26 protein-coding genes are annotated in these 25806 nt (G+C 75.4%); 7 read left to right on the top strand and 19 right to left on the bottom strand.

From position 1 onward, the window contains the following. Nucleotides 1-481 precede the first annotated feature (481 nt). A complete protein-coding gene (locus tag HNR12_RS25805) occupies nucleotides 482-814 on the bottom strand; it encodes a hypothetical protein (RefSeq protein ID WP_179769975.1) in 333 nt (110 codons plus the stop codon). A gap of 80 nt (nucleotides 815-894) precedes the next feature. After that, a complete protein-coding gene (locus tag HNR12_RS25800; protein WP_179769974.1) occupies nucleotides 895-1818 on the bottom strand; it encodes a CRISPR system precrRNA processing endoribonuclease RAMP protein Cas6 in 924 nt (307 codons plus the stop codon). A 183-nt stretch (nucleotides 1819-2001) separates the two neighbouring features. Here HNR12_RS25800 and HNR12_RS25795 point away from each other — a divergent pair, with 183 nt between their 5' ends. The 3 genes from HNR12_RS25795 to HNR12_RS25785 all read left to right on the top strand — a co-directional run bounded on the left by HNR12_RS25795 (nucleotide 2002) and on the right by HNR12_RS25785 (nucleotide 4286). Beyond that, nucleotides 2002-2298 carry a hypothetical protein gene (locus HNR12_RS25795; RefSeq protein WP_179769973.1) on the top strand — a complete coding sequence of 99 codons (297 nt, stop codon included), beginning with the start codon at nucleotides 2002-2004 and terminating at the stop codon, nucleotides 2296-2298. 352 nt (nucleotides 2299-2650) lie between these two features. Continuing rightward, the gene (locus tag HNR12_RS25790; protein ID WP_179769972.1) at nucleotides 2651-3883 is read left to right on the top strand and encodes a hypothetical protein; all 1233 of its coding nucleotides are present in this window, start codon (nucleotides 2651-2653) and stop codon (nucleotides 3881-3883) included. A 112-nt stretch (nucleotides 3884-3995) separates the two neighbouring features. Beyond that, nucleotides 3996-4286 carry a TFIIB-type zinc ribbon-containing protein gene (locus HNR12_RS25785; protein ID WP_179769971.1) on the top strand — a complete coding sequence of 97 codons (291 nt, stop codon included), beginning with the start codon at nucleotides 3996-3998 and terminating at the stop codon, nucleotides 4284-4286. A 75-nt stretch (nucleotides 4287-4361) separates the two neighbouring features. On the opposite strand, the gene HNR12_RS25780 is transcribed toward HNR12_RS25785, so the two are convergent. Further along, nucleotides 4362-4739, bottom strand: a complete 378-nt coding sequence (locus tag HNR12_RS25780; RefSeq protein ID WP_179769970.1) for a winged helix-turn-helix transcriptional regulator — start codon at nucleotides 4737-4739, stop codon at nucleotides 4362-4364. Nucleotides 4740-4861: 122 nt separating this feature from the next. On the opposite strand from HNR12_RS25780, the gene HNR12_RS25775 reads away from it, so the two are divergent. Together HNR12_RS25775 and HNR12_RS25770 are read left to right on the top strand one after the other, a co-directional pair. Beyond that, nucleotides 4862-5746: an NAD(P)-dependent oxidoreductase gene (locus HNR12_RS25775; RefSeq protein WP_179769969.1), complete on the top strand. Its 885-nt coding sequence runs from the start codon at nucleotides 4862-4864 to the stop codon at nucleotides 5744-5746. 196 nt (nucleotides 5747-5942) lie between these two features. Beyond that, nucleotides 5943-6218: a hypothetical protein gene (locus HNR12_RS25770; RefSeq protein ID WP_179769968.1), complete on the top strand. Its 276-nt coding sequence runs from the start codon at nucleotides 5943-5945 to the stop codon at nucleotides 6216-6218. A 220-nt stretch (nucleotides 6219-6438) separates the two neighbouring features. Here HNR12_RS25770 and HNR12_RS25765 read toward each other — a convergent pair whose 3' ends face one another. From HNR12_RS25765 to HNR12_RS25735, 7 genes are all read right to left on the bottom strand, one after another. Beyond that, entirely contained in the window at nucleotides 6439-7536 is a 1098-nt protein-coding gene (locus HNR12_RS25765) for a GNAT family N-acetyltransferase (protein WP_179769967.1), read from the bottom strand. A 156-nt stretch (nucleotides 7537-7692) separates the two neighbouring features. Then, complete coding sequence (gene hutI, locus HNR12_RS25760) at nucleotides 7693-8922, bottom strand: imidazolonepropionase (RefSeq protein WP_179769966.1); 1230 nt, start codon at nucleotides 8920-8922, stop codon at nucleotides 7693-7695. A gap of 85 nt (nucleotides 8923-9007) precedes the next feature. Then, the gene (locus HNR12_RS25755; RefSeq protein WP_179769965.1) at nucleotides 9008-10408 is read right to left on the bottom strand and encodes a formimidoylglutamate deiminase; all 1401 of its coding nucleotides are present in this window, start codon (nucleotides 10406-10408) and stop codon (nucleotides 9008-9010) included. Then, a complete protein-coding gene (locus tag HNR12_RS25750; RefSeq protein ID WP_179769964.1) occupies nucleotides 10405-11640 on the bottom strand; it encodes an allantoate amidohydrolase in 1236 nt (411 codons plus the stop codon). The genes HNR12_RS25755 and HNR12_RS25750 overlap by 4 nt, the downstream gene beginning before the upstream one ends. Nucleotides 11641-11717: 77 nt before the next feature. Beyond that, nucleotides 11718-13403: a urocanate hydratase gene (hutU, locus tag HNR12_RS25745; protein ID WP_179769963.1), complete on the bottom strand. Its 1686-nt coding sequence runs from the start codon at nucleotides 13401-13403 to the stop codon at nucleotides 11718-11720. A 19-nt stretch (nucleotides 13404-13422) separates the two neighbouring features. After that, nucleotides 13423-14961 carry a histidine ammonia-lyase gene (hutH, locus tag HNR12_RS25740; RefSeq protein ID WP_179769962.1) on the bottom strand — a complete coding sequence of 513 codons (1539 nt, stop codon included), beginning with the start codon at nucleotides 14959-14961 and terminating at the stop codon, nucleotides 13423-13425. An 84-nt stretch (nucleotides 14962-15045) separates the two neighbouring features. Continuing rightward, entirely contained in the window at nucleotides 15046-15990 is a 945-nt protein-coding gene (locus tag HNR12_RS25735; RefSeq protein WP_179769961.1) for a LysR family transcriptional regulator, read from the bottom strand. Nucleotides 15991-16064: 74 nt separating this feature from the next. Here HNR12_RS25735 and HNR12_RS25730 point away from each other — a divergent pair, with 74 nt between their 5' ends. Beyond that, complete coding sequence (locus HNR12_RS25730; RefSeq protein ID WP_179769960.1) at nucleotides 16065-16250, top strand: hypothetical protein; 186 nt, start codon at nucleotides 16065-16067, stop codon at nucleotides 16248-16250. Between the two features lie 31 nt (nucleotides 16251-16281). After that, a complete protein-coding gene (locus HNR12_RS25725; RefSeq protein WP_179769959.1) occupies nucleotides 16282-17046 on the top strand; it encodes an IclR family transcriptional regulator in 765 nt (254 codons plus the stop codon). Between the two features lie 27 nt (nucleotides 17047-17073). Here the strand turns inward: HNR12_RS25725 and HNR12_RS25720 are convergent, their stop codons facing one another. The 9 genes from HNR12_RS25720 to HNR12_RS25680 form a co-directional block, all read right to left on the bottom strand. After that, nucleotides 17074-17445, bottom strand: coding sequence for an RNA polymerase-binding protein RbpA (locus tag HNR12_RS25720; RefSeq protein ID WP_179769958.1), 372 nt, complete (start codon nucleotides 17443-17445; stop codon nucleotides 17074-17076). A gap of 109 nt (nucleotides 17446-17554) precedes the next feature. Then, nucleotides 17555-17794, bottom strand: a complete 240-nt coding sequence (secG, locus tag HNR12_RS25715; RefSeq protein ID WP_179769957.1) for a preprotein translocase subunit SecG — start codon at nucleotides 17792-17794, stop codon at nucleotides 17555-17557. A 308-nt stretch (nucleotides 17795-18102) separates the two neighbouring features. Further along, nucleotides 18103-18888 (bottom strand): triose-phosphate isomerase, encoded by a 786-nt coding sequence (tpiA, locus tag HNR12_RS25710; RefSeq protein ID WP_179769956.1) that lies wholly within the window; start codon nucleotides 18886-18888, stop codon nucleotides 18103-18105. 74 nt (nucleotides 18889-18962) lie between these two features. Next, on the bottom strand, nucleotides 18963-20150 hold the full coding sequence (locus tag HNR12_RS25705; protein WP_179769955.1) for a phosphoglycerate kinase: 1188 nt from the start codon (nucleotides 20148-20150) through the stop codon (nucleotides 18963-18965). Between the two features lie 116 nt (nucleotides 20151-20266). After that, the gene (gene gap, locus HNR12_RS25700; protein WP_179769954.1) at nucleotides 20267-21271 is read right to left on the bottom strand and encodes a type I glyceraldehyde-3-phosphate dehydrogenase; all 1005 of its coding nucleotides are present in this window, start codon (nucleotides 21269-21271) and stop codon (nucleotides 20267-20269) included. A 309-nt stretch (nucleotides 21272-21580) separates the two neighbouring features. Beyond that, complete coding sequence (gene whiA / locus HNR12_RS25695) at nucleotides 21581-22561, bottom strand: DNA-binding protein WhiA (protein ID WP_179769953.1); 981 nt, start codon at nucleotides 22559-22561, stop codon at nucleotides 21581-21583. A gap of 330 nt (nucleotides 22562-22891) precedes the next feature. Next, a complete protein-coding gene (locus HNR12_RS25690; RefSeq protein WP_276516441.1) occupies nucleotides 22892-23461 on the bottom strand; it encodes a Gfo/Idh/MocA family protein in 570 nt (189 codons plus the stop codon). 587 nt (nucleotides 23462-24048) lie between these two features. Then, nucleotides 24049-24594 (bottom strand): DUF488 family protein, N3 subclade, encoded by a 546-nt coding sequence (locus HNR12_RS29635; protein ID WP_218902051.1) that lies wholly within the window; start codon nucleotides 24592-24594, stop codon nucleotides 24049-24051. Nucleotides 24595-24829: 235 nt separating this feature from the next. After that, nucleotides 24830-25801, bottom strand: coding sequence for a gluconeogenesis factor YvcK family protein (locus tag HNR12_RS25680; RefSeq protein WP_179770915.1), 972 nt, complete (start codon nucleotides 25799-25801; stop codon nucleotides 24830-24832). Nucleotides 25802-25806 lie beyond the last annotated feature (5 nt).

Genomic DNA, 25806 nt, shown 5'->3' with positions numbered 1-25806 from the left:
TCCGCGCGTCGATCAGGGAAGTGGCTTCCCACCCCGGCCGACGGGACAGCGACCGCGCAGAGTACGACCTTGGCTTCCTTTTCGTCGTCCATCCCCGGTTGACGGGATAACAACGCCAGTTGTTGATGGGCGCTCCGTCCAGGGTCGGTCCTCCCCGGCAGACGGAATCTTTCCAACATCTGGCTCGCCTGCGAACGTGTTCGCCCAGCCCATATCCGGCAGACGGGATGGCTGCGGCCGAGGCTGTGGCAACACGGGCGGTTCCGGTCCCTGGGCGCTCGCCGCCCCGCGACCGGAACCGCCCGTTGCCGCGTGCGCCTGTCTCCGCACCGCAGCACCGCCGCACCCGCGGACGGTGCGCGGCCGGTGCCGCGGCGGGCCGGGTCCACTCCCGTCCTCCCCGTGTCCGCCACCACCTGAGCGCCCGGGGTCCGCGCCCACCGCCCCGGCGGCGCCGGCGCAGCCTCCGCCGGCGCCGGGGTCAGGCGCTGCGGCGGCCCAGGGCCTTGCAGCCCACGATCGTGCCGTCGGAGGAGCGCACCAGATCGGTCGGCACCAGCAGGTCGGTCCGCTCCGGATGGGCCATGGCCACGGCGGCCGACACGATGTACCACACGCCGCTCGCGGGCGCGGGCAGCATCGCCCGGCCGTAGTCCTCGGAGAACACCGGGATGCCCCCGATGCGGCCGATCTCGCAGCGGTCGACGGCCACGCGCACCGGCTTGGCCGCCGCCGGACAGCGGACGACGACGCGGTCATTGGAATCGAAGATCGTCACCTCGTGCGGTGTCAGGTTGACCAGCGGAACACGCATTCTTCCCTCTCACATCCCGAGCCGACGAGGCGGGCCGAGCGGACCTGCGCATGCTGCGGATCCCGCGCCCGCGGCCGAGGTCAGTCGAACAGCAACCCGTCAAATTCCTGTTCCTGAAACTCCGCGTACGTGGGACGCGGAGGCCGGGGCCGCCGGCGGTCTCGGGCGGGACCCCGTCGCCGCCCGGCTGCCACGTCGTTGCCGGTGGTGAGGGTGTCGACGCGCAGCGCCCCGAATCCCTGCGCGGTGTACTTGCCCACCCCGGTCAGCTCGATGAGTTCCAGTAGCGCCCCGAAGTCGGCCAGGCGCCGGCCGTCGGTGCCCCGCGGCAGGGTCAGCCGCAGGCCGCCCTCCCACCCGGGAACCGTGCGCCCGGCCGGGCCGGGGTGCTCGGTGGCGCGGATGGGCGCGGATTCGTCGGGGGCGCGGCGCAGCAGCGTGGTGACGTCGTCAATGCGGCGCAGCCAGGGCTCGGCGAGGTCGCGCGGTGCGAAGCGGGCGACGGCGCCCACCGCCCCGCTGCCGCTGAGCTGGCCCGACGCGGTGCGGTGCACCACGCCGAACAGCAGCCGCGGGCCGGGCCACGCCTGGAAGCTGTCCTCTCCGTCGTAGTTGCGGGCCAGGGAGACCACCGGGCTGAGGGTGTGCAGGGCGGCCTCGTGTACGACCCTGCGCGGTTCGGTCAGGATCGCGGTGTAGTCGCGCGCGTGGACGTCGGTGACCGAGAGCGGTTCGAGCAGGTGGTCGCCGACGCGCTGGACGCGGCCGACCAGGTCGGCGGGATCGGTCTCGGGCGGCTCGTCGTCGAGCCAGGTCAGGGACCACACCCACAGCCGGTCGGCCAGGGGCTGCGGCCATCCGTTCATGGCCCACTTCTTGGCTGCGCCGTGCTCGGGTCCGGGCTGCGGCCACCAGGTGTTCAACAGACCGTGACAGTCAACGGCGCGCACGGGCCGGGCGGCGTCGGCGTGGTCGCGCAGGACCAGCGTCCAGCGTCGTGGCATCGTCACTCCCCCTTTTCGCCGATGTGCCTCGGCCGTCGTGGGCGCGTCCGGATCGGGCCGGAGCATCCATTGCTCTCGGACAGGGACACCGGCGCCGTCCGAGAGGTGTCGGCACACGATCGAGCAGGAGGACGGGCCATGGCAGCACGCTGCTCGGCGGACCAGGACGGAGCCCGCTAGCCCATGAGTTGCGCAGACGACCACCCCGACCCGCAGCCCACGAACCGCGGCGCGCCGCGGCCGAGGCCACGCGACTGGCTGGACGCCTACGTCGACTGGCGGGTGTCGCGGCTCGACCCCGACCTCGCCGAGCCCGAGCCCGGCCGCGGCGGCGCCGAGGGAACCGATTCCCCGGCCGGCGCGGGCCCGGCGCGCGAGGCCCGCGCGGCGCCCGCGCCGCCGGTGCCCGAGGTCGCGGCCCCCGACCTCGCCGCCCACCTCGCGGAGCTGGCCGAGCGCTACCGCCGCCGCTCCGGGTAGGCGGCGGCCACCGCGGGCGCGGCCCGGCGGCCCGCCCGGCGGTGAGGCGATCGGCACACCGCGGCGGATCCGCGCGGGCGCCGTCCACCGCGGGCGGACCGGCTCCGACACCCGCCCGCCACTCAACAAAACACCGTTTCGCGTCCGGCATCCCCTTCCGTGCCTGCGCTTCTTGACTGTGCGCCGCGCGGGGCCCTACTTTCGTAGGTGACCACGCGCGTCACCAGGGCGGTGCCCCCTCGGCACCAGCCGACGTGGGTGTGTCACCGGGCACAACCGTCCTTCTTCTATGCACTTTCCCGGAGGAGCTGGGGAAGAGCCTCAGCCCCGTGCCACGGGGAGTAGAAGGACCTTGAGCACGCGCTGCCTGTTCACTGACCTTTTCGGTTCGACCGCGTTCCTGCACGCCCTGACCCGCGCCTTCGGCTGCGGCCGCTGCGACACCGGCCAGCACCAGCCCGCGCCCGAGACCCTGCAGACCTGCGACCGCCACGCCGCGCAGTTCGACTCCGCGGTCACGCTGCTGAGCGAGCACTGCCCCTGCGCCAGACACGGCGGCGCCGCCGACTCCAAGATCGCCAAGCGCATGGCCGACGTCCACGCGTCGCTGGACGCGGGCCAGTCGGTGTCGGCCCAGGTGCGCCGGCTGGGCTTCGCGCTGCGCGACACCGAGACCGACCGCGCCTTCGCGCGGCTGCGGCTGGTCTTCCCGCAGTGGTCGGGCCGCACGCTGCGCTGCGCCTTCTCCGAGCGCCCGCGCCGCTGGGCGCGCCAGCAGTCGGTCGCCTCGTGGGTGGCGCCCAGCGTGCTGGAGCAGGAGGCCCTGGCCGCGCTGGTACTGGCCGCCGGGTTCGGCCACCCCGCCGTGGACCTCCCCGACGAGCAGCCCGACGACCCCGAATCCGGCCTGGCGGGCGTGTTCGGCCGCGTCGGCGACCACGGGTTCACCCAGGAGTCCGGCGCGGTCCCGGTCGCCGACCGCGCCGGGCGTGCCGTCGCGGTCGTGCGGGAGCGCCCGCTGGTGTCGGTGCCCACCGCCGAGTACGTGCTGCGCAAGCTGCGCGAACTCGCCGACGGCGTCGACCCCGCGCGCGCCCGCACGGCCGACGAACTCCGCCGGGTGGGCCTGGCCGAGGCCCTGCGCGGCCTCGACGCCGAGGCCCTGGCCCGCATGCTCACCGGTGTGCTGCGCCGCCTCGCCGAGCGACTGCCCGAGCACTTCGACCTGCTGGAGCGGGCGCGCGGCCGGGCCCGCAGCGCCCCCTACCACCCCGTCGCCGACCCCGCGCCGACCGCGCCCGAGCCCTCGGCGGCCCGCTCCCCCGAGCGCCCCCGCCCCGAGTCCCTGCCCGAACCCGAGCAGGCGTGGCTGCGCTGGACCGCCTGGACCCTGGTCACCCAGGCGCGCCGCAACCCGGTGCACTACGCCACCAACCCCGCGGCCGCGCTCGACCGGTTCCTCGACGCCCACCTGCGGTCGCGCTCCTGGGCCATCCCCGCCGCCTGGTCGGCCGCCGTGCACGACGACGACGTCCGCGCCGACCTCCTCGACACCCTGGCCGAACTCGTGACCGCGGTGGAGTGAGGCGCCGGCACGCCCCGGTCCCCGGGCCCGCGGGGGTGCGGCCGACACCGGCCGCACCCCCGCGGGCCCGTTCACATGCGCACAGGGGCGGCACTGCGGTAGAAACCCGTCCATGACTGCATTCGACTGCCCCAAGTGCCCCGGAACCCTCTCGCGCCGCACGCTCGTCGGCGTCACCGTCGACCAGTGCGAGAAGTGCCGCGGCATCTTCCTCGACCGCGGCGAACTGGAGGAGCTGCTGGAGGCCGAGCACCGCTGGAGCCGCGGCTACGACGCCTCCTACACCGGCGGCCGCCACCAGCGCAGCGACGCCGAGGACCGCTTCGAGGACGACGACGCCACCCCCTACTACGGGGAGCGGCGCAAGCGCCAGGCGAGCTTCCTGGACGAGATCTTCGACTAGCCGGCCGGCCACCGGCACCCGCGCGGCGCCGCGCCCATCGTCCGCGATCGGCGCGGCCCCGTACCCGGGCCGGGCTCAACTGCGGGCCGGCACCGGTTCCCCGGCGTGGACCCGCTCGGCGCCGATGCGCGCGATGCGCTCGGTCCCCCACCGCCCCAAGGCCTCCAGGGCGGCGTTCAGCGACACCCCGTGCTCGGTCAGGGAGTACTCGACCTTCGGCGGCACCTGGCGGTACACCTCGCGGTGCACCAGGCCGTCCTCCTCCATCTCGCGCAGGTGCTGCACCAGCATCTTCTCGCTGACCCCCGGCAGGCCGCGCCGCAGCTCGGCGAACCGGCGCGTGCCGTGCTGCTCCAGCTCCCACAGGATCAGCGACTTCCACTTCCCGCTGACCACGTCCATCGCCGCGTCGATTCCGCAGAAGTACGGGCCGCGCCGCTCCGAGACCGCCATTCGCCCTCCCCTGGGCACTTACCCCAAGGTAAGTACCGCACTTTGAAGTCCGTACTGGTCAACGGTACCGCCAGACGGAAGGATCAGGGCAACGGGACAGACCGCGAGACGGTGAGAAAGACATGTCAGCCACGAAGGGCCTCCAGGTGAGCGTGCTGGGCCTGGGCGAGATGGGCCGCGCCCTGGCCGGCGCCCTGCTGGAGGCCGGCTACGCCACAACGGTGTGGAACCGCTCGCCGGGCAAGGCCGACGACCTGGTGGCGCGGGGCGCCCGCCCGGCGGAAACGGCCGGCGACGCGGTCCGGGCGGGCCGCCTGGTGGTCGTGTGCCTGCTGGACCACGCCTCGGTCCACGAGGTGCTCGACCCGGTCGCCGGGGACCTGGCCGGCCGCGCCGTGGTCAACGTGACCACGGTGACGCCCGACCAGGCGCGGGAACTCGCCGCCTGGGCGGCCGCGGCCGGGGCCGATTACCTGGACGGCGGGGTCATGGCCGTGCCGTCGATGATCGGCACCCCCGGCTCCTCGGTCCTCTACAGCGGCTCGGCCGAAATCTTCGAGGACTACCGGCCACTGCTGGAGGCGTGGGGAGCCGCCACCTACCACGGCGAGGACGCCGGCCTGGCGTCGCTGTACGACCTCGCGCTGCTGGCGGGCATGTACGTCATGTTCGCCGGGTTCATGCACGGGGCGGCCATGACGGCCCCGGCCGGACTGAAGGCGCGCGAGTTCGCCGCCATGGCCGCCCCGTGGCTGGCGGCCATGACCGCCGGCTTCGCGGGCTTCGCCGAAATCATCGACGGCGGCGACTACACCGTGCCGGGCCAGCAGAGCCTGCTGTTCTCCGACCTGGGCGACATGCTGGACGCCAGCGCCGCGCAGGGCATCAGCACCGAGGCGGTGGCGATGGTGCAGACCCTCATCCGGCGCCAGATCGACGCGGGGCACGGTGAGGAGGGCTTCGCCCGGATCTACGAGAGCATCAGGAACCCGCCCGCCCGCTCCTAATGGCGGGCCCCGGAGACCGCGGCGGCCCGGCGCGTGCGCGCCGGGCCGCGGCGGCGCGCACCGGCGATCATGATCACCGGGCACCCCGCGCTCCGCTAGGCTCTGCTGCGGACTTCGCGAAGTTCCGACCGCGATGTTCGTACACGTGTATGATTCGGTGGTGAACCCGCACCCACTACCGAAGGGACGCACCGCCGTGGTCACTGAGGTCTTCACGCGCAAGTACTGCGATCCGCACGCCCTCCGCGAGGAGAAGGTCGAGGCGACCGACGTCATCCAGTTCGCCTGGGAGGGCACGGTCCGCGAGGTCGACGCCTGCGACGAGTGCCGCAAGGAGCACGAGACCCGCTACGAGCCGCTGGTCGACTACTCCCGGCCCGTGAAGAAGCGCCGCGCCACCACCAAGAAGGCCGACACCAAGGCCGCCGCCCCGGGCGACGGCGACAGCGCCGACGGCTCCGACGAGTCCTGAGCCGGCGCTCTGACGTTCCCGGTGCTCCAGGCTTCCGCGGCCGGCGCGGTTCCATCCGGTGCCGGCTGCGCCGCGGCCGCCGCGCGCGCCGCACGCGGGCCGCGACCGTCCCGGCCGGTGCCCGGGTCCGGCCCCCGATGCGCGGCGCCGACGGCGTGAGCGGGGGAGACCAGCGCCCCATTTCACCAGTCTCCCCCGCCGCCTTTCAGGAGGGCTCTTCTCAGGTGCCGGCGGCGCCCGGCTCGGTCATCAGACCCGCCAGCGGCCCCATGCGCCGGGCGGGCAGCGCGCCCGCCACCGGCAGCCGGGCCTGCACCACGCCGTCGCGCGGCGGGCCGATGGTGGCGCCCATGCGGCGCATGATCCGCTGCATCTGGGCGTTGCCGGCCACGGTCTCGGCGCGGACCTCGGCCAGTCCCCAGTCGGCCGCGACCGCGGTGAGCACGCGGGTCAGCGCCGTTCCCACGCCCTTGTTCTGCCACTCGTCCTCGACCAGGAACGCGATCTCGCCGACCCCGGGGTCGAGGGTGTACATCAGGTGGGCCAGCGCCACGGGATCGCCGCCCCGGGCGGGGTAGGCCGCCAGGGTGAGGCCCAGCTCGGGGTCGCAGAACACCCCGAGCATGCGCGGCGTCAACTGGCGCACGCTGGAGAAGTAGCGCCGCCGCGTGGTCTCGCCCGAGCAGCGGCGGTGCAGCCGCTGGATCGCCTCGGCGTCGGCCGCGCCGACCTGGCGCACGTTGAGGTCGACCCCGCGCCCGGTGACCAGGCGCCCGTCGGTGGGCGCCGGGCCGCTGGGCGGCAGCACCGAGCGCACCAGGGCGTCGGCGCGGGCGGTCTCGGTCCAGGTGAACGGCTGGTCGGGGCGGCGCAGCCGCACCCCTCGCAGCGGCCCCACCGGTACCACCAGCGTGGTCTCGGGCTCCTCCAGGAACTCCGGTGCCGAGCGCGTGAGGTTGGTCCAGCGGGCGTCCTCGGCCTGCAGCAGCTCCCCCAGCGCCTCGGGCAGCCGGTTGGGCGCGCTGCGCAGCCGGGCGGTGAGCAGCAGGGCCTTGGTGACGTCGTCGCCGACCTCGCGCGGCTGGGCCGGGACCGCCGTGACGGAGTCGCTGTCGCTCACGCTGCGCCGCGCGACCTCGCGCAGCAGCGTGTAGTGCTCGCCGGGGACGTCGACGACGAACTCGTCCACCACCCCGGCCGCGTCGGCGTGGATGGACAGCCCCACGATGTTGCCGCCCTGGGCGGCCATGGCGTCGACCAGTCCGGCCAACTGCCCGGGCCGGTCCTCCACGACGGTGCGGATCCGCCACAAAGCCATTGCGCCCCCTTGCCGCTAGAGCGCGTCCCCCCGGGAGGCGCCGTTGCCTCCCGGGGGTGCGCGCCGACTCCCTTCCAGGATGGGAGGGGCACATTTCGGGCGTGCTACGCCGACGTTAGGACCTGCCGACACCGGTCGCGCTTTGCCGCGCGCCCCTCATGGCCGGCCCGCCACCCGCTCCCCGTCCTTCCACACCGCCGCGACCAGCGGCACACCGGGCCGGTAGGCGAGGTAGACCGGGTTGGGGGCCGCCAGCAGCACCAGGTCGGCGCGGGCGCCCACCCCCAGGTGCCCCACGTCGGTGCGGCGCAGCGCGCGGGCGCCGCCCGCCGTGGCCGCCCACAGCGCCTCGGCCGGCGTCATGCGCATCTCGCGCACGGCCAGCGCCACGCAGAAGGCCATGCTCGTGCTGAAGCACGTGCCGGGATTGCAGTCGCCGGCCAGCGCCACCACCGCGCCGGCGTCCAGCAGGGCGCGCGCGTCGGGGTAGGGCTGGCGGGTCGAGAAGTCCACGCCGGGCAGCAGTGTGGCCACCGTTCCCGGGCCGCCTGCGGCGGCGTCGGCGAGCGCGGCCACGTCCTCGCGGGTGAGGTGGGTGCAGTGGTCCACCGACGCCGCTCCCTCCTCCACCGCCACGCGCACGCCCGGCCCGGGCCCGAGCTGGTTGCCGTGCACGCGCAGGCCCAGCCCGCGCTCGCGGCCCGCCCGCAGCACGGCGCGCGCCTGGTCGGCGTCGAACGCGCCGCGCTCGCAGAACACGTCGATCCAGCGGGCGTGCGGCGCGCACGCCGCGAGCATGGGGCCGGTGACCAGGTCGACGTAGCCGGCGGGGTCCTCGGCGTACTCGGGCGGCACCACGTGGGCGCCCAGGAAGGTGGTCTCCTCGGTGAGGGAGGCGGCCACCCGCAGGCAGCGCTCCTCGTCGGCGACGCTGAGGCCGTAGCCCGACTTCACCTCCAGGGTGGTGGTGCCCTGGGCGCGTGCCTCGCGCAGCAGCCCGGCGGCGGTGGCCGCCAGTGCGGTGTCGTCGGCGGCGCGCACGGCCGCCACGGTGGTGCGGATCCCGCCCGCCTCATAGGGGCGTCCGCTCATGCGCGCCTCGAACTCCCGGCTGCGGTCACCGGCGAAGACGATGTGGGAGTGGCTGTCGACGAACCCGGGCACCACGCAGCGCCCGGCCGCGTCCACGCGGGTGTCGGCGGCGGGCGCCTGGGCGCGCGGCCCGGCCCAGGCGACCCGGCCGCCCTCGGCGACCAGGGCGGCGTCGGTGATCTCGCCCAGCGGGCCGGTGCCCAGGGCGGGGTCGTTGGTCACCAGGGTGCCGATGCGGTCGACCAGGACCGAGGCGGCGGCCGGCGCGGCGGGGCCGGGCGGGGTGGTGGTCACGGGCGTCGCGGCGCCGGGCCGCCCGTTCGGGCGCCGGGCGCCTGCCTCCCTTCCGGGTGCGGGCCGGCGGGCGCCGGCTCGGGGTTCACGCCGCGACCTCGCGGACGGCGGCGTCCAACTGGGCGGGGGCGTCGGGGATCAGCGTGTGGACGCCGTCGCGCACGATCCAGCGGCCGTCGGCCATGACGTGGCGCACGTCGGCGGCGGTGGCGGCGAAGACCGCGGCGTCGGCGGCGCGGGCGGGGTCGAACCCGGCCAGCCGCACGCCGTCGAGCCCCAGCACGACCAGGTCGGCGCGGGCGCCCGCGGCGATGCGCCCGGCCTCGGCGCCGCGCTCCCCCGTGGACCCGGCCCAGCCCAGGGCGGCGTGCCCGGCGGTGTGCAGCGCGGTGAGCAGGTCGGCGGCGGCCAGGGTGCCGCGTCGGCCGGTGCGCAGCCGTTCGTGCATCTCGGCGCCCCGGGCCTCCTCCCACAGGTCGATCGCGGAGTGGCCGTCGCTGCCCAGGGCCAGCGCGGTGCCGCGCAGCGCGGCCAGGTCGGGCAGGCCGTCGGCGAGGTCGCGCTCGGTGGTGGGGCACAGGCACACCCGCGCGCCGGCGGCGCGCACCAGCGCGGCGTCCTGGGGGGTGAGGTGGGTGGCGTGCACGAGGGTGGGCCGCAGCCGGTCCAGGAACCCGGTGTCGGCGAGGAGCCGGGCGGGGGTGGCGCCGTAGAAGGCGCGGCAGGCGGCGTTCTCGGCGGGCTGCTCGGAGAGGTGGACGTGCACGGCCGGCCAGCCCGCCTCGGCGCCGATGGCGGTGATGCGGGCGATCTGGTCGCGCGGGACCGCCCGCACCGAGTGGACGGCCGCGCCGAGCCGCGCGTGGCCGCCGCCGGGCTCGAACGCGGCCACCCGGGCGGCCCAGGTGTCGGCGTCGGTGTCGCCGAAGCGCGCCTGGGGACCCTCCAGCGGGGCGTGCCCGGCCGCGCCGTCCAGCCCGCCCGCCAGGTAGCAGGTGTCGAGCAGGGTGATGCGGATCCCGGCGTCGGCGGCGGCGGCCACCAGCGCCGCGCCCATGGCGTTGGGGTCGGCGTAGCGCCGCCCGGCCGGGTCGTGGTGCACGTAGTGGAACTCCCCGACGCAGGTGACCCCGGCCAGCGCCATCTCGGCGTAGACCGCGCGGGCCAGCCGGTGGTAGGAGTCGGGGTCCAGCCGCGCGGCCACCCGGTACATGGCGTCGCGCCAGGTCCAGAAGCTGCCGCCGTCCTCGCCGGTGCGCCCGCGCAGCGCCCGGTGGAAGGCGTGGGAGTGGGCGTTGGCCAGGCCGGCCACGACCAGCCCGTCCAGCCGCTCGGCGTCGGGCGGCGGCGCGGTGCCGGTGGACACGGCGGTGATGACCCCGCCGGCGGTCTCGACCAGCACGCCCGGCTGCGCGGCGCCGCCCGCGCGGGAGTCCGGCAGCGCCCACGCGCACCAGTGGCGTGCGGGCCGCGCGGCGGCGCTCACGCCTGCCCCTCCGGACCGGCCCCGGCGAGTTCGGCCAGCACCTCGGTCAGCGCGGCGACCCCGGCGTGGCGGTCGGCGGGCTCCACGAACTCCTCGGGGGCGTGGGAGAGACCGGTGGGGTTGCGCACGAACAGCATCGCGGTGGGCACCGCGCTGGACAGCACGGCGGCGTCGTGGCCGGCCCCGGTGGGCAGCACCGGCGCGGGGCCGGCCGCGCCGCCCACCAGCGCCGCGATCCGGTCGCGCAGCGCGCGGTCGAAGTGCACCACCGGCGAGGCGGACTCCAGGTAGGTGGCCAGGGTGACCCCGTGGTCGGCGGCGCTGCGCCGCGCGGCGGAGTCGACGCGCTGCACCACGGCGCGCAGCGCGGCCTCCGAGGGCGCCCGCGCGTCCAGCCAGGCGCGCACCCGCGAGGGGATGGCGTTGGTGCCGTTGGGCGCCACGTGCACCTTGCCGATCGTGGCCAGGGCGTCGTTGGCGTGCGCGGCGGCGCGGGCGGCCAGGACGGTCTCGGCGAAGGGCAGCATGGGGTCGTTGCGGTCGGCCAGCCGGGTGGTGCCGGCGTGGTCGGCCTGGCCGGCGAAGTCCAGCCGCCAGCGGCCGTGCGGCCACACCGCCGAGGCCACGCCGACGGGGGCGTCGGTGCGGGCCAGGGCGCGGCCCTGCTCCACGTGCAGCTCCACGAACACCCCGACGCGGCCGAGGAGGTCGGGGTCGGCGCCGATGCGCTCGGGGTCCAGCCCGGCCCCGGCCATGGCCGCCGCCCAGGTGGTGCCCTCGGCGTCGGTCAGGCGCGCGGCCCGGTCGGGGGTGATGGCGCCGGTCAGCAGCCGGGTGCCCAGGCACGGCACGCCGAAGCGGGCGCCCTCCTCCTCGACGAACACGGTGACGGCCAGGGGGCGGCGCGGGCGCAGCCCGCGCCCGCGCAGCTCGGCCACCGCCGCCAGGGCGCTGACCACGCCCAGCGGCCCGTCGTAGGCGCCGCCGTCGGGCACGGAGTCCAGGTGGGAGCCGGTGACCACCGCGTCGGGCCCGGGGGCGCCCCACCACGCCCACAGGTTGCCGTTGCGGTCGGTCTCGACGTCGAGGCCGAGCGCGCGGGCTGACTCGGTGAACCACGCGCGCACCTCGGCGTCGGCCGGGCCCCAGGAGAACCTGCGGTAGCCGCCGGTGGTGCGGTGCCGGCCCAGCGGGGCGAGCCGCTCCCACAGCCGGTCGAAGACCTCGCTCATCTGCCGCGTCCCCTCGTGGTGACTGGTGCTTGCGCCGCGTGCGCCGCGGGCCGTGCCGCGCCTTCGCCCGCGCCGGGCTAGCCGGCGGGGTCGGGGCCGCCGCCGTCGCGCATGGGCAGCCGGATGCCGTGGCGGTGCGCGACCTCCTCGGCCTCGGCGTACCCCGCGTCGGCGTGCCGGATGACACCGGTGGCGGGGTCGTTTGTCAGCACCCGCTCCAGCTTGGCGGCGGCCAGCGGGGTGCCGTCGGCCACGCTGACCTGCCCGGCGTGCAGCGACCGCCCCATGCCCACCCCTCCGCCGTGGTGGACGGACACCCACGAGGCGCCCGAGGACGCGGTGACCAGGGCGTTGAGCAGCGGCCAGTCGGCGATGGCGTCGGAGCCGTCGCGCATGGCCTCGGTCTCGCGGTAGGGCGAGGCCACCGACCCGGTGTCGAGGTGGTCGCGGCCGATGGCCAGCGGCGCGCTGACCTCGCCGGAGGCGACCAGTTCGTTGAACCGCAGCCCCGCCGCGGCGCGCTCGCCCTGGCCCAGCCAGCAGATGCGGGCGGGCAGCCCCTGGAACGCCACCCGCTCCCGCGCCATGCCGATCCAGCGGGCCAGGTGGGTGTTGTCGGGGAACAGCTCCAGCACGGCCCGGTCGGTGCGGGCGATGTCGGCGGGGTCTCCCGACAGCGCCGCCCACCGGAAGGGGCCCTTGCCCTCGCAGAACAGCGGGCGGATGTAGGCGGGCACGAACCCGGGGAAGTCGAACGCGCGGTCGTAGCCGGCGGCCCGCGCCTCGCCGCGGATGGAGTTTCCGTAGTCGAACACCTCGGCGCCGGCGTCGGCGAACCCGACCATGGCGGCCACGTGCGCGGCCATGGACTCCCGGGCGCGGCGGGCGCACTCCTCGGGGCGGGCGGCGGCGTAGTCGGCCCAGTCGGCGAAGTCCACACCGCTGGGCAGGTAGGCCAGCGGGTCGTGGGCGGAGGTCTGGTCGGTGACGATGTCGACGGGCGCGCCGCGCCGCAGCAGCTCGGGCAGCACGTCGGCGGCGTTGCCGAGCACGCCGATGGACAGGGGCCGGCGCTCGTCGCGGGCGCGTTCGGCCAGCGCGAGCGCCTCGTCGAGGCCGCCGGCGCGTGTGTCGAGGTAGCGGTGGGCGATGCGGCGCTCGATGCGGGAGGGGTCGCACTCCACGACGATCGCCACGCCCTCGTTCATGGTGACGGCCAGCGGCTGGGCGCCGCCCATGCCGCCCAGGCCGGCGGTGAGCGTGATGGTGCCGGCGAGGGTGCCGCCGAACCGCTTGGCGGCCACGGCGCCGAACGTCTCGTAGGTGCCCTGGAGGATCCCCTGGGTGCCGATGTAGATCCAGGACCCGGCGGTCATCTGCCCGTACATGGTCAGCCCGAGGGCCTCCAGGCGGCGGAACTCCGGCCAGGTGGCCCAGTCCCCCACGAGGTTGGCGTTGGCGATGAGCACGCGCGGCGCCCACTCGTGGGTGCGCAGCACGCCCACCGGCCGCCCCGACTGCACCAGGAGGGTCTCGTCGTCGGCCAGCGCGCGCAGTTCGCGGGTGATCGCCTCGAAGCTGGCCCAGTCGCGGGCGGCCCGGCCGCTGCCGCCGTAGACGACCAGCCGGTCGGGGTGCTCGGCGACCTCGGGGTCGAGGTTGTTGTGCAGCATGCGCAGGGCGGCCTCCTGGGCCCAGCCCTTGGCGGTGCGGGCGGTGCCGCGGGGCGCGCGCACGGTCCGCGCACCCGGTGTGGTGGTCATGGCGGGGTCCTCCTGGCGGTCAGCGCAGCGGGGTGACGGTGCGGGCGGCGGCGGTGACGGCGCCCTCGGCGATGAGGTCGGCGGCGGCCGCGATCTCGGGGGCGAGGTGGCGGTCGGGGCCGGGGCCGGGCACCCGGGCGCGCACGGCGTCGCGCACGGCCGCGGTGGCGGGCGCCGGGGAAAGCGGGGCGCGCAGGTCCAGGGCGCGGGCGGCGGTGATCAGCTCCACGGCCAGCACGGAGCGCAGTCCCGCCAGGGCGCGGCGCAGCTTGCGCGCGGCCGACCACCCCAGCGACACGTGGTCCTCCTGCATGGCCGAGCTGGGGATGGAGTCGACGCTGGCGGGCGCGGCCAGCCGCTTCAGCTCGGCGACGATGCCCGCCTGGGTGTACTGGGCGATCATGTGGCCGGAGTCCACGCCGGGGTCGTCGGCGAGGAACGCGGGCAGGCCGTGGGAGCGGGCGACGTCGAGCATGCGGTCGGTGCGCCGCTCGGCGATGGCGGCGACGTCGGCCACCGCGATCGCCAGGAAGTCCAGGGCGTAGCCCACGGGCGCGCCGTGGAAGTTGCCGTTGGACTCCACCCGGCCGTCCTCCAGCACCACCGGGTTGTCGATGACGGCGGCGAGTTCGCGCTCGGCCACGGCGCGGGCGTGGTCGAGGGTGTCGCGGGCGGCGCCGGCGACCTGCGGCGCGCAGCGCAGCGAGTAGGCGTCCTGCACGCGGGTGCAGTCGGGGCCGCGGTGGGAGGCCACGATCGCGGAGTCGGCCAGCAGCGCGCGCATGTTGGCCGCGGCGGCGGCCTGGCCGGGGTGAGGGCGCAGCGCCTGGAGTTCGGCGGCGAAGACCCGGTCGGTGCCCAGCAGCGCCTCGACGCTCATGGCGGCGGTGATGTCGGCGACCCGCAGCAGCTCCGCCAGGTCCGCCAGCGCCAGCAGCAGCATGCCCAGCATGCCGTCGGTGCCGTTGATGAGCGCCAGCCCCTCCTTGGCGGCCAGCCGGACCGGCTCCAGCCCGGCCGCCGCCAGCGCCTCGGCGGCGGGGCGCACCGCGCCCTCGGCGTCGCGCACCCGCCCCTCGCCCGTGAGGGCCAGGGCGACGTGCGCCAGCGGTGCGAGGTCGCCGGAGCAGCCGAGGCTGCCGTACTCGTGGACCTCGGGGGTGATTCCGGCGTTGAGCAGGCCGGCCAGGGCCTCGGCGGTGCCCGGGCGCACGCCCGTGGCGCCGCTGGCCAGGGTGCGCAGCCGCAGCACCATCAGCGCGCGGACCACCTCGCGCTCCACCTCCTCGCCGGTGCCGGCGGCGTGGGAGCGGATGAGCGAGGTCTGGAGGCGGGCGCGCGACTCGGGGGCGATGTGGCGGGTGGCCAGCGCGCCGAACCCGGTGCTGACTCCGTAGGCGGGCGCGGTGTCGGCGGCGAGGGCCTCGACGCGCTTGCGGCCCGCGGCCAGGGCCGCGCGGGCCTCGGCGGTGAGGCGCACGGGGGCGCCGTGGCGGGCCACGGCCACGACCGCCTCGGCGGTCAGGCCGCGGGGGCCGATGTCGATCGGGGTGGGCATACCCCTATTGCACGCGCCGCGGGCCCGGGGCGCGAGCCCCCACACCGTCGATGCGTCTGGTATCTCGGACGCGGGGGCCGGGCTTCAGGCGACGGCGGGCTCGGCCGCCTGGCGCGGGGACGCCGCGGCCGCCTCGGCCACCTCGCGCAGGGCCGCCAGTCCGTGCGCGACGGCCGGGTGGTCGGCGCTTCCGGCGCGCACGCAGGTGAGGATGGAGCGCACCGGCGTGGCGGAGCCGTGCAGCGGCACCCGCGCGATGGGGTGGGCGGTGGCGATCGGCAGCATGCGCGGCGCGAGGGTGACACCCAGCCCGTGGGCGACCAGCGCGGTGGCCGCGCTCCACTCGGTGGCCACGTGCGCCACGCGCGGGGTGAACCCGGCGGAGGCGCAGGCCACCTGCACCAGCCGGTGGTGGCCGCAGGAGTCGTCGGGGATGACCCAGTCCTCGCGCGCGGCCTCGGACAGGGCGACGCTGGACCGCCCGGCGAGGGGGTGGCCGGCGGGCACCAGCAGGTCGTGCGGCTCCTCGATGAGGACCCGCTGGTCGAAGCGGGAGTCCTCGGCGACCACGACCGTGGGATCGGGCACGAACACCGCGAGGTCGGCCGAGCCCGCCAGCAGCATGTCGAAGCACTCCCCGGTCTCGGCCTGGGTGACCGACACCGACAGCCGCGGGCGGGAGCGGCGCAGCAGTGCGGCGGCGGGCGCCAGCAGCACGGCGATGCCCGTGGCGAAGCCGGCGATGCGCAGCGGCCCGGCGTCGCCGTCGGCGTGCACGGCGAGGTCGGCCAGCGCCTGCTCCCAGCGGGTGCTCAGCGCGTCGGCGTGGTCCAGCAGCACCACGGCCGCCGAGGTCAGCCGCACCCGGCGGCCGTCGGGCTCCAGCAGCGCCACGCCCAGCTCCTTGGCGAGCTGGCGGATCTGCTGGGAGACGGCCGAGGGGCTCAGGTGCAGCGCCTCGGCCGCGCCGGTGACCGTGCCGTGGTGGTGGACCGCCCGCAGCACCCGCAGCCGTCGCAAGTCGAACATGAAGCCGAGGCTACACGGTTTCGTGCGCAAACCTGCGATGGACATGAACATAAGCGGCGGTCGAGACTGGAGGCATGGAAGCACACGCCGAACACGAGGCCCGCTGCCCCGACTGCGGATGGCCGGAAGCGGACGTCTACCAGGTGGTGTCGCGGCACCCGACCTCCACCGGAATGCTCCTCTACACCCGCTGCGCCTGCGGGCGGCTCCAGGTCCGCGCGCTGCGCGTGCCCGGCGTGGGCCGCCCCTGCGGCACCTGAGAGCCGATACCGGGCATGCCACAATCGCGGTATGAGCCATGTTCCAGCAGCCACGCGGGCCCTGCGGCTGCTGCGCTACCTGGCGACCCGCCCGGGCCCGGTGGCGGCAACGGCCATCGCCTCGGAGCTGGGCCTGCCGCGCTCCAGCGTCTACCAGCTCCTGGAGGCGATGGCCGAGGAGGGGTTCGTCGTCCACCTGCCCGAGGAGCACCGGTGGGGGCTGGGGGTGGCGGCCTTCGAGATCGGGTCGGCGTTCCTGCGCCACGACCCCCTGGAGCGCCTGGCCCGCCCGCTGCTGCGCCAACTGGTCGAGGAGACCGGCGCCACCGCGCACCTGGGCGTCCTGCACGGCGCCGACACCCTCTACCTGCTCAAGGAGCATCCGCCGCACACGCCCGCGCTGGTCACCGGCGTGGGCGTGCGGCTTCCCGCGCACCTGACCGCCTCGGGCCGGGCCCTGCTGGCCCACCTGCCGCGCGCCCAGGTGCGGGCGCTCTACCCCGACGCCGGGCACTTCGTGGACCGCACCGGGCGGGGGCCCCGCACCCCCGGTGAGCTGCGGGAGGTCCTGACCGCCGAGCGGCGGGCGGGGTTCTCGGTGGAGGAGGGGCAGGTGAGCGAGGGGTTCTCGTCGGTGGCGGCGGCCGCCTTCGACCACAACGGCGCGCCGGCGGCGGCGATCAGCCTGACCGTGCCCGCCGGCGACCGGCCGCTGCCGGTCCCGGCGCTGGCCGCGAGCGCGCGCGAGGCCGCCGCCGAACTCACCCGCAGGCTGGGCGGGCGCCGGCCGGGGTGAGTCGGCGGGCGCGGCGGGGCCGAGCGGTCAGTTGGCGTTGGCGCGCATGTAGGCCTCGACCTCGGCGCGGTCGGCGCGCAGCTTGGCCAGGGCCTCGTCGAGGATGAGGCGGCCCTCCTCCTCGCTGCGGCGCTCCTTCACGTAGGCGAGGTGGGTCTTGTAGGGCTCGGTGCGCGGCGGCGCCGGCGGGTTCTGCGGGTCCTTGCCGGCGGGGAAACCGCAGCGGGGGCAGTCCCACTCGTCGGGGACGGCGGCCTCGTGCGCGAAGCTCGGAACCACCTCGTGCTTGTTGGCGCAGTAGAAGGGGACCCGGATGCGCGGCGCGGACTCCCCGCGCTCGGCCTCACCCATCGGTCCGGCACCGACGCGGCTGCCACGGATGGCGCTGCCACTTCCCACGAGTAACTCCTTTGTCAACGGCGAAAGTGCGCTCCGCACGGCAACAGGGTGCGGTACACGCGGACCCGCGCCACGCGGGCGGGGCCAGGGGGCGTGTGGAGGAGGGCGGCTAGACGCCGCCCTGGTTGAGGAGCAGGCCCAGAGCCACCACGGCGACGATCCACACCAGGCCGATGGCGATGGTCAGCCGGTCCAGGTTGCGCTCGACGACCGAGGACCCGCCCAGGGAGGACGTGACGCCGCCCCCGAACAGGTCGGAGAGCCCGCCGCCCTTGCCCTTGTGCAACAGCACCATCAGGACCAGCAGCACGCTGCAGAGCATCACGACTATGGACAGACCGAGGATCACGTGCTCACCCGTAACTCGACCCCGATGCGGGGGAATTGATGACCTTGGGCTCCCCGGGTCCGTGTACCGGTCCACCGCGGCGGGCCGGCGGTCCAGTGGAGGAGGGACCGGGGACAATGCTGGATTCTACCGTGTGCCGCTGAGGCATACGTTGATTGCGGAAAGGTACCTCCGGGCAGTCTAACCCGGCGCCGGCGCTCCCTTGTCCGTTCCGGCCGCCCGCGCCCCCGCGCACGGCGGGGCCGGAGGCCGGGTGCCCGGCCGGGGAGGGGGCGCGGCGGCCCCGCTCCCCCGGCCGGGCACCGGGCTCAGCGCTCCCGGCCCAGACGGGCGATCCGCACGAACTCCTCGGGCTTGAGGCTGGCGCCGCCCACCAGGGCGCCGTCGACGTCGGCCTGCTCCATGATCCCGGCGATGTTGTCGCCCTTGACCGACCCGCCGTAAAGGATCCGGGTGGCGGCGGCGGTCTCGGCGGAGTACAGCTCGGCCAGGCGGGCCCGCAGCGCGCCGCAGACCTCCTGGGCGTCCTCGGGCGTGGCGACCTCGCCGGTGCCGATGGCCCACACCGGCTCGTAGGCGACCACCAGGCGCGCGGCCTGCTCGGCGGTGACGTCCTTGAGGGCGCCGTCGAGCTGGGCCAGGGTGTGGGACACCTGCCCGCCGGCCTTGCGGACGTCCAGGCCCTCGCCCAGGCACAGGATCGGCGTGATGTCGGCGGCGAAGGCGGCCTTCACCTTGGCGTTGACGACCGCGTCGTCCTCGTGGTGGTACTCGCGGCGCTCGGAGTGGCCGGCCAGCGCGTAGGCGCAGCCGAGCTTGGCGAGCATGGGGCCGGAGACCTCGCCGGTGTAGGCGCCCTTGTCGTGGGCGGAGATGTCCTGGGCGCCGTAGCCGATCCGCAGCTTGTCGCCGTCGACCAGGGTCTGCACGCTGCGCAGGCTGGTGAACGGCGGCAGCACGACGACCTCGGCGGTGTCGTGGTCGGCGTCGGTGAGCGAGAACGCCAGCTTCTGCACCAGGGCGATCGCCTCAAGGTGGTTGTTGTTCAGCTTCCAGTTGCCGGCGATCAACGGGGTGCGGGTGGGCTGTGCCATGGGTGTCGTTCCTCGGGGCTTGTGTGCGTGAAGGGCGTGCGCCGGCGGACCGGGGACGGGCCGCCGGCGCGGGGTCAGTCGGCCAGCGCCTCGATACCGGGCAGCCGCTTGCCCTCCAGGTACTCCAGGCTGGCGCCGCCGCCGGTGGAGATGTGGCCGAACGCCGACTCCGCAAAGCCCAGCGACCGCACGGCCGCGGCGGAGTCGCCGCCGCCCACCACGGTGAAGGCCCCGGAGTCGATGAGGGCCTGGGCCAGGGCGCGGGTGCCGTGGGAGTAGGGCTCCATCTCGAAGACGCCCATGGGCCCGTTCCAGAAGACGGTGGCGGTGTCGGCGAGCCGGCTCGCGAACAGCTCGCGGCTCTTGGGGCCGATGTCCAGGCCCATGCGGTCGGCCGGGATGGCGTCGGCGTCGACCGGGGCGTGGGGGGCGTCGGCGGAGAACGCCTCGGCGGCCACCACGTCGACCGGCAGCACGATCTCCACGCCCTGCTTCTCGGCGCGCTGGAGGTACTCGCGCACGGTGTCGAGCTGGTCCTCCTCCAGCAGGCTCTTACCGACCTCATAGCCCTTGGCCTTGAGGAAGGTGAAGACCATGCCGCCGCCGATGAGCAGGCGGTCGGCGGTGCCCAGCAGGTTGTCGATGACACCGAGCTTGTCGGAGACCTTGGAGCCGCCCAGGACCACCGCGTAGGGGCGGCGGGGGTCTCCGGTGAGGGTGCGCAGCACCTCGACCTCGGCCAGGACCAGGCCGCCCACCGCGTGCGGCAGGCGCTGGGGCAGGTCGTAGACGCTGGCGTGCCTGCGGTGCACCGCGCCGAAGCCGTCGCCGACGTAGAGGTCGGCCAGCCGCGCCAGGCGGTCGGCGAACTCGCCGCGCTCGGCGTCGTCCTTGCTGGTCTCGCCGGGCTCGAAGCGCAGGTTCTCGATGAGGGCGACCTCGCCGTCGGCCAGCGCCGCGGTCACCTCGCGGGCGGAGTCGCCGGCGGTGTCGGTGGCGAAGGCGACCTCGGTGCCCAGCAGCTCGCCCAGGCGCGCGGCCACGGGGCGCAGGGAGTAGGCGGGGTCGGGCGCGCCCTTGGGGCGGCCCAGGTGCGCCGCGACGACGACGCGGGCGCCGCGCTCGCGCAGCGTGGTGATCGTGGGCAGGCTGGCCCGGATGCGGCCGTCGTCGGTGATGCGGTCGCCGTCGAGGGGCACGTTGAGGTCGGCCCGGACGAACACGCGCTTGCCCGAGACGTCGAGGTCGTCGATGGTGCGCATGGGGTCTCCATTCCGCGGGAGTGGCGCCGTGTGGGGCGGGCCCGCGCGACGGCGGCGCCCCTCGCCACGGGCGGGGGGCGCCGCACCGGCGCTCACACGGCTGGGGTCGTCCGGAACTACAGGCGGGAGCCGACCAGCTTGGCCAGGTCCACGAGGCGGTTGGAGTAGCCCCACTCGTTGTCGTACCAGCCGATGACCTTGACGGTCGAGCCGAAGGCCATGGTCAGGCTGGAGTCGAAGGTGCAGGAGGCCGGGGTGCCGACGATGTCGGAGGAGACGATCTGGTCCTCGGTGTAGGTGAGGAACTGCTTGAGCGGCCCCTCGGCGGCGGCCTTGAACGCGGCGTTGACCTCGTCCTTGGTGACCTCGCGCTCCAGCTCCACCACCAGGTCGGTGACCGAGCCGTCGGGCACGGGCACCCGCATGGCGATGCCGTCGAGCTTGCCCTGCAGCTCGGGCAGCACCAGGGCGGTGGCCTTGGCGGCACCGGTGGTGGTGGGGATGATGTTCTGCGCGGCGGCGCGGGCCCGGCGCAGGTCCTTGTGCGGGAAGTCCAGGATGACCTGGTCGTTGGTGTATGCGTGGGTGGTGGTCATGAGGCCCTTGACGATGCCGAAGCTGTCGAGCAGGACCTTGGCCATCGGCGCCACGCAGTTGGTGGTGCAGGAGGCGTTGGACAGCACGTGGTGCTGGGCGGGGTCGTACTTGTCGTCGTTGACGCCCATCACGATGGTGATGTCCTCGCCCTTGGCGGGCGCGGAGACGATGACCTTCTTGGCACCGGCGTCGATGTGCTTCTTGGCGTCCTCGGCCTTGGTGAACCGGCCGGTGGACTCGATGACGACGTCGACACCGAGGTCGCCCCAGGGCAGCTTGCCCGGGTCGCGCTCCTCAAGGGTCTTGACGGTGGCGTTGCCGACGCGGATGGAGTCGTCGCCGACCTCCACGTCGCCTTCGAGGGTGCCCAGGACGGTGTCGTACTTGAGCAGGTGGGCAAGGGTGGCGTTGTCGGTGAGGTCGTTGACCGCGACGATCTCGACCTCGCTGCCGGCGGCGCGGGCCGCGCGCCAGAAGTTGCGGCCGATCCGGCCGAAACCGTTCACGCCTACACGGATGGTCACGGTAACCAAGCTCCTCACGTGTTCGTAGGTACTGCTGCCGCGGCCGACGCGAGGTCGGGCCAGGCGTGTCTTCAGCGCCGGGTTCACTTCCGAGCCTATCGCCCCCCAGCAGGGCGGTCGCGCGTGCCTCACCCCGGTACGGGGGGCCGGCGCCGGGACCATGCTCGCACCGGCACCGCTACAGGTCTAGACCATTTTCCGAAGTTTTCCGGACGGTCTGACCAGTCACAAAACGGCACACGGCCGGGCCCGCGCGCGGGGCCGCAGGGCGGCTCCGCGGCCCCGGGGACCGGGCGTGTGCGCCGGTGTTCAGGGCACCAGCATGTCGGCCGTGAGGTTGGCCTCGGTTCCGGGAATCCCGAGGTCGGCGGCGCGCTTGTCGGCCATGGCCAGCAGGCGGCGGATGCGCCCGGCGATGGCGTCCTTGGTCAGCGGCGGCGAGGACAGCTGGCCCAACTCCTCCAGCGACGCCTGCTTGTGGGCCAGCCGGAGCTGCCCGGCGGCCACCAGGTGCTCGGGCGCCTCGTCGCCGAGGATCTCCAGGGCCCGCTCCACGCGGGCGCCGGCGGCAACCGCGGCGCGGGCGCTGCGCCGCAGGTTGGCGTCGTCGAAGTTGGCCAGCCGGTTGGCGGTGGCGCGGACCTCGCGGCGCATCCGGCGCTCCTCCCAGGTCAGCACGCTGCCGTGGGCACCGAGCAGGGTCAGCAGCGCCCCGATGGAGTCGCCGTCGCGGACCACCACGCGGTCCACGCCGCGCACCTCGCGGGCCTTGGCGTGCACCTTGAGCCGGCGCGCGGCGCCCACCAGCGCCAGCGCGGCCTCGGGTCCGGGGCAGGTGACCTCCAGCGACATCGAGCGGCCCGGCTCGGTGAGGGAGCCGTGGGCCAGGAAGGCGCCGCGCCAGGCGGACTCGGCGTCGCAGGCGCCCCCGGCCACCACGTGGCGCGGCAGCCCGCGCACCGGGCGGCCGTTGTTGTCGATCAGGCCGGTCTGGCGGGCCAGGCTCTCGCCCTCCTTGATGACGCGCACGACGTAGCGGCTGCCCTTGCGCAGGCCGCTGGGCGCCAGCACGACGACCTCGGACTCATGGCCGAAGACCTCGGAGATGTCCTTGCGCAGCCGGCGCGCGGCCGAGCCGGTGTCCAACTCGGCCTCGATGACGATCCGGCCGCTGACCAGGTGCAGCCCGCCGGTGAAGCGGAGGATCGTGGAGACCTCGGCTTTGCGGCAGCACGGCTTGAGAACGGTCAGTCGGCTCAGCTCGTCCTTCACCACGCCGGTCATCGCCATGGACGCGTCCCCTCGCACACTCGGCTCCCCCGCGCACCGCCTGCCGGCCGCGCGCGTCCTTTCGTCGCAGACTACTGAACGCGGAGGAGATGGCCACGCCCCCGCCCGCGTGTCCGAAACCCCTGATCGAAACGGCGAGTCGTGATTTCCGATCCATGCCGTTCTCTGCCGATAGGCGACCGGGCCGGTGGGCGGGCCCGGGCGCCGGCGCGAGTGCCGGGCCCGGCCGGGCGCCCTCGCGTGGGTGGGATCACACGGAGGGGGCGCGCGGGCCGGGCTGCCGGGCCGGGCCGCCGGGCCGCCGGGCCGGGCGGAGGGGGCGGGCCGCTCTCAGTCGAGGGCGGACCCGCGCACGGGCAGCCCGGCGGCGCGGTAGACGGCGTCCAGCAGCGCCATGGTGTGCACGGCGTCGCGGGCGGGCGTGAGCACCGGGGCGCCCTCGCGCACGGCGGCGGCGAACGCCCGCAGCTGGGCGGTGTAGGTGGCATCGCCGGGGACGGTCTCGGTGCGCACGCCGTGCGGCGTGCGCACGCGCAGCCGGTGGAAGAGGTGCGGCATGAGGAAGTTGGCGACCCGCAGCTCGCCGTGCTCGCCCACCACGCGGGCGCCCACCGACAGCAGTTGGGCCGACCACAGCGAGGCCCGCAGCCGCCCGGAGGCGCCGGAGGGGAACGCCAGCTCGGCGGTCACCGCGCGGTCCACGGCGAGGGCGCGGCGCAGCGTGGCGGCGCGGGCGGCGACCACCTCGGGCTCCTCGCCGCCCAGCAGCCGCGCCAGGTGGGCGGCGTAGCAGCCGGTGTCCATGGCCGCGCCGCCGCCGAGGTCGTAGCGGTAGCGGATGTCGCCGGGCAGGGGCAGCGGCACGCACATGTCGACCTCCACGCGCCGCACCCGGCCCAGCTCACCGCCGCTGCCGGGGGCGGCGATGGCCGTTTGGGCGACCGTGGATGCCGGATCGTCGCGAAAGGCCCCGATTTTGTCTCACCCCGTGAGATTCAAGGCCTTGGGTGACCGGTTTGCCCGGTTTGCTCCCTGCGGCCCCACGCGGAGCGGAGAACGGCCGCGCTCGGCCTCCCCAGCCCCGGCCCGGCAGGCACCCGACGCCCCGGCCGCCTGGCCGCCGCCCGGCCCCCACTGAAAACGCCGCACTCCGCACTCCGATGCCACCTCAGACATCCGCAGCCCGAACGGATGACCGCACACCAGAGCCCGCCGCCGCCCTCGCCGCCCCCCGATGCCACCTCAGACGCCCGCAGCCCGAACCGATGACCGCACACCAGAGCCCGCCGCCGCCCTCGCCGCCCCGACGCTGCCCGAGCCATCAACCCGGCCGACCGAAACCGCCCGCCTGCGACCAACCGCCGGACTCGCCGCTGCCGTCACCGCCCTGGCCACTGCGGGGCGGTACCGGTGGGCGCTCGCCCGTACCCGAAGCGACCTGAACGGCTTTTCGGCACCGTTCCGCAACCGCGTTGCGCCACTGCGCCCTACTTCGCGGAACTCTTCCTGTCCGCGCTCCTTCTGTCGGCGCTCTTGTTGTCCCCGCTCTTCTTCTCGGGGCCCTTCTTCGCGGCGCCGCTCCGCTCCGCGCCCTTGTCGCCCCTGCCCTTGCCCTGCTCCTGCTTGCCGTTCCCCTGCTCGCCCGTCTTGCCCGACTTGCCCGTCTCCCCGGCCGTCTCCAGGAGGTAGTCGCGGAGCACCATCGCGTGGTTGCGGTCGGTGTCGTGGGCGGCGTAGAGCAGGGTCACCGGTCCCTCGGCCATGGCCTCCCGGAGGGGGCGCAGCGCCTCGGGGTTGTCCTCCAGTTCGGCGCGGTAGCGCCGCTGGAACCGGGGCCACCGCTCGGGGTCGGCGTGGAACCAGCGGCGCAGGTCGCTGCTGGGGGCGGCGTCCTTGGCCCAGTCATCGAAGTGCAGGGCCTCCTTGCTGACCCCGCGCGGCCAGAGGCGGTCCACCAGGAAGACCCGGCCGGGCGGCGGGGCCTCGTCCAGGTGGTCGCGCACCCGCCGCAGGTCGATGCGGTGCTTGCTCATACAGTGCCGATGCCCCGGTGCCCGCTCGCTAACCCGGCGTCCGGAGACCGGTGACCGGGTTGCTCCGGACCGGTGATCATCCCGTGACCAGGTGCTTCGCGCTCCTCCGAACCCGTACCCGCCGGTCGGGAACCGCCGCCCGCACCCAGCCGCGCCGTCCAGCCGGGCCGCCCGGCCACGCCCACCGCACCCCGCCCGGCCCCGACAGGCCTCCTCAGCCCCGCCCAGCCCCTGGCTAGCCCCGGAAGACCTCATCGAAAGCCGCCGCCAGCAGGTCCGGGTCGTGACGCGGCGAGCCGTCGCCGGCTGCCACGTCCTGCACGACGAGCCGGCCGCCCATCTCCTTGGCGACCTCGCCCACCCGGCTGGTGTCGCCGACGACCCCGCTGTCGGCCAGGACCACGTCGATGCCCAGGTGCGGCGCGTGCTCGGCCAGGACCTCAAGGTAGGTCTCCGGCCGGAAGTTGTCCGTCTCGCCCTTCTGCGGGGAGAGGTTGAGGGTGACCAACCGGCGCGCCTTGGTCTCCACCAGGGCGCGGGCGAGATCGGGCACCAGCAGGTGGGGCAGCACGCTGGTGAACCACGACCCCGGGCCGAAGACCACCCAGTCGGCCTCGCGGACCGCCTTCACCGCCTGCGGCGAGGCGGGCGGCTCCTCGGGGACCAGCGAGATCGAGCGCACCCGCCCCCGGGTGCTGGCGCAGGCGACCTGGCCGCGCACCGTGGTCAGGTCGTAAGGGCGGGCGGGGTCGACGCCCTCCACCTCGGCCACGATGTCCAGCGGCACCGAGGACATCGGCAGCACCCGCCCGTGGGCGCCCAGGAGCTGGCCCACCCAGTCGAGCCCGGCCACGGAGTCGCCCAGCAGCTCCCACAGCGCCACGATGAGCAGGTTGCCCACCGCGTGGCCGTGCAGCTCGCCTTCGGAGCGGAAGCGGTGCTGGATGACCTCGCTCCAGGTGTGGCCCCACTCGTCGTCGCCGCACAGCGCCGCCAGCGCCATGCGCAGGTCGCCCGGCGGCAGCACGCCCAGCTCCCGGCGCAGCCTGCCGCTGGAGCCCCCGTCGTCGGCGACGGTGACGACGGCGGTGATGTCGGTCGTGACCCGCCGCAGCGCCGAGAGCGACGCGTGGAGGCCGTGTCCGCCGCCGAGGGCGACCACCCGAGGCGGGGTGGGCTCGGCGGGGTCGTGTCTGCCCGGATCCATCGACG

This window comes from Streptomonospora nanhaiensis (assembly GCF_013410565.1).
GTDB lineage: Bacteria > Actinomycetota > Actinomycetes > Streptosporangiales > Streptosporangiaceae > Streptomonospora > Streptomonospora nanhaiensis.
This window is presented reverse-complemented; position numbering and strand designations above follow the sequence as displayed.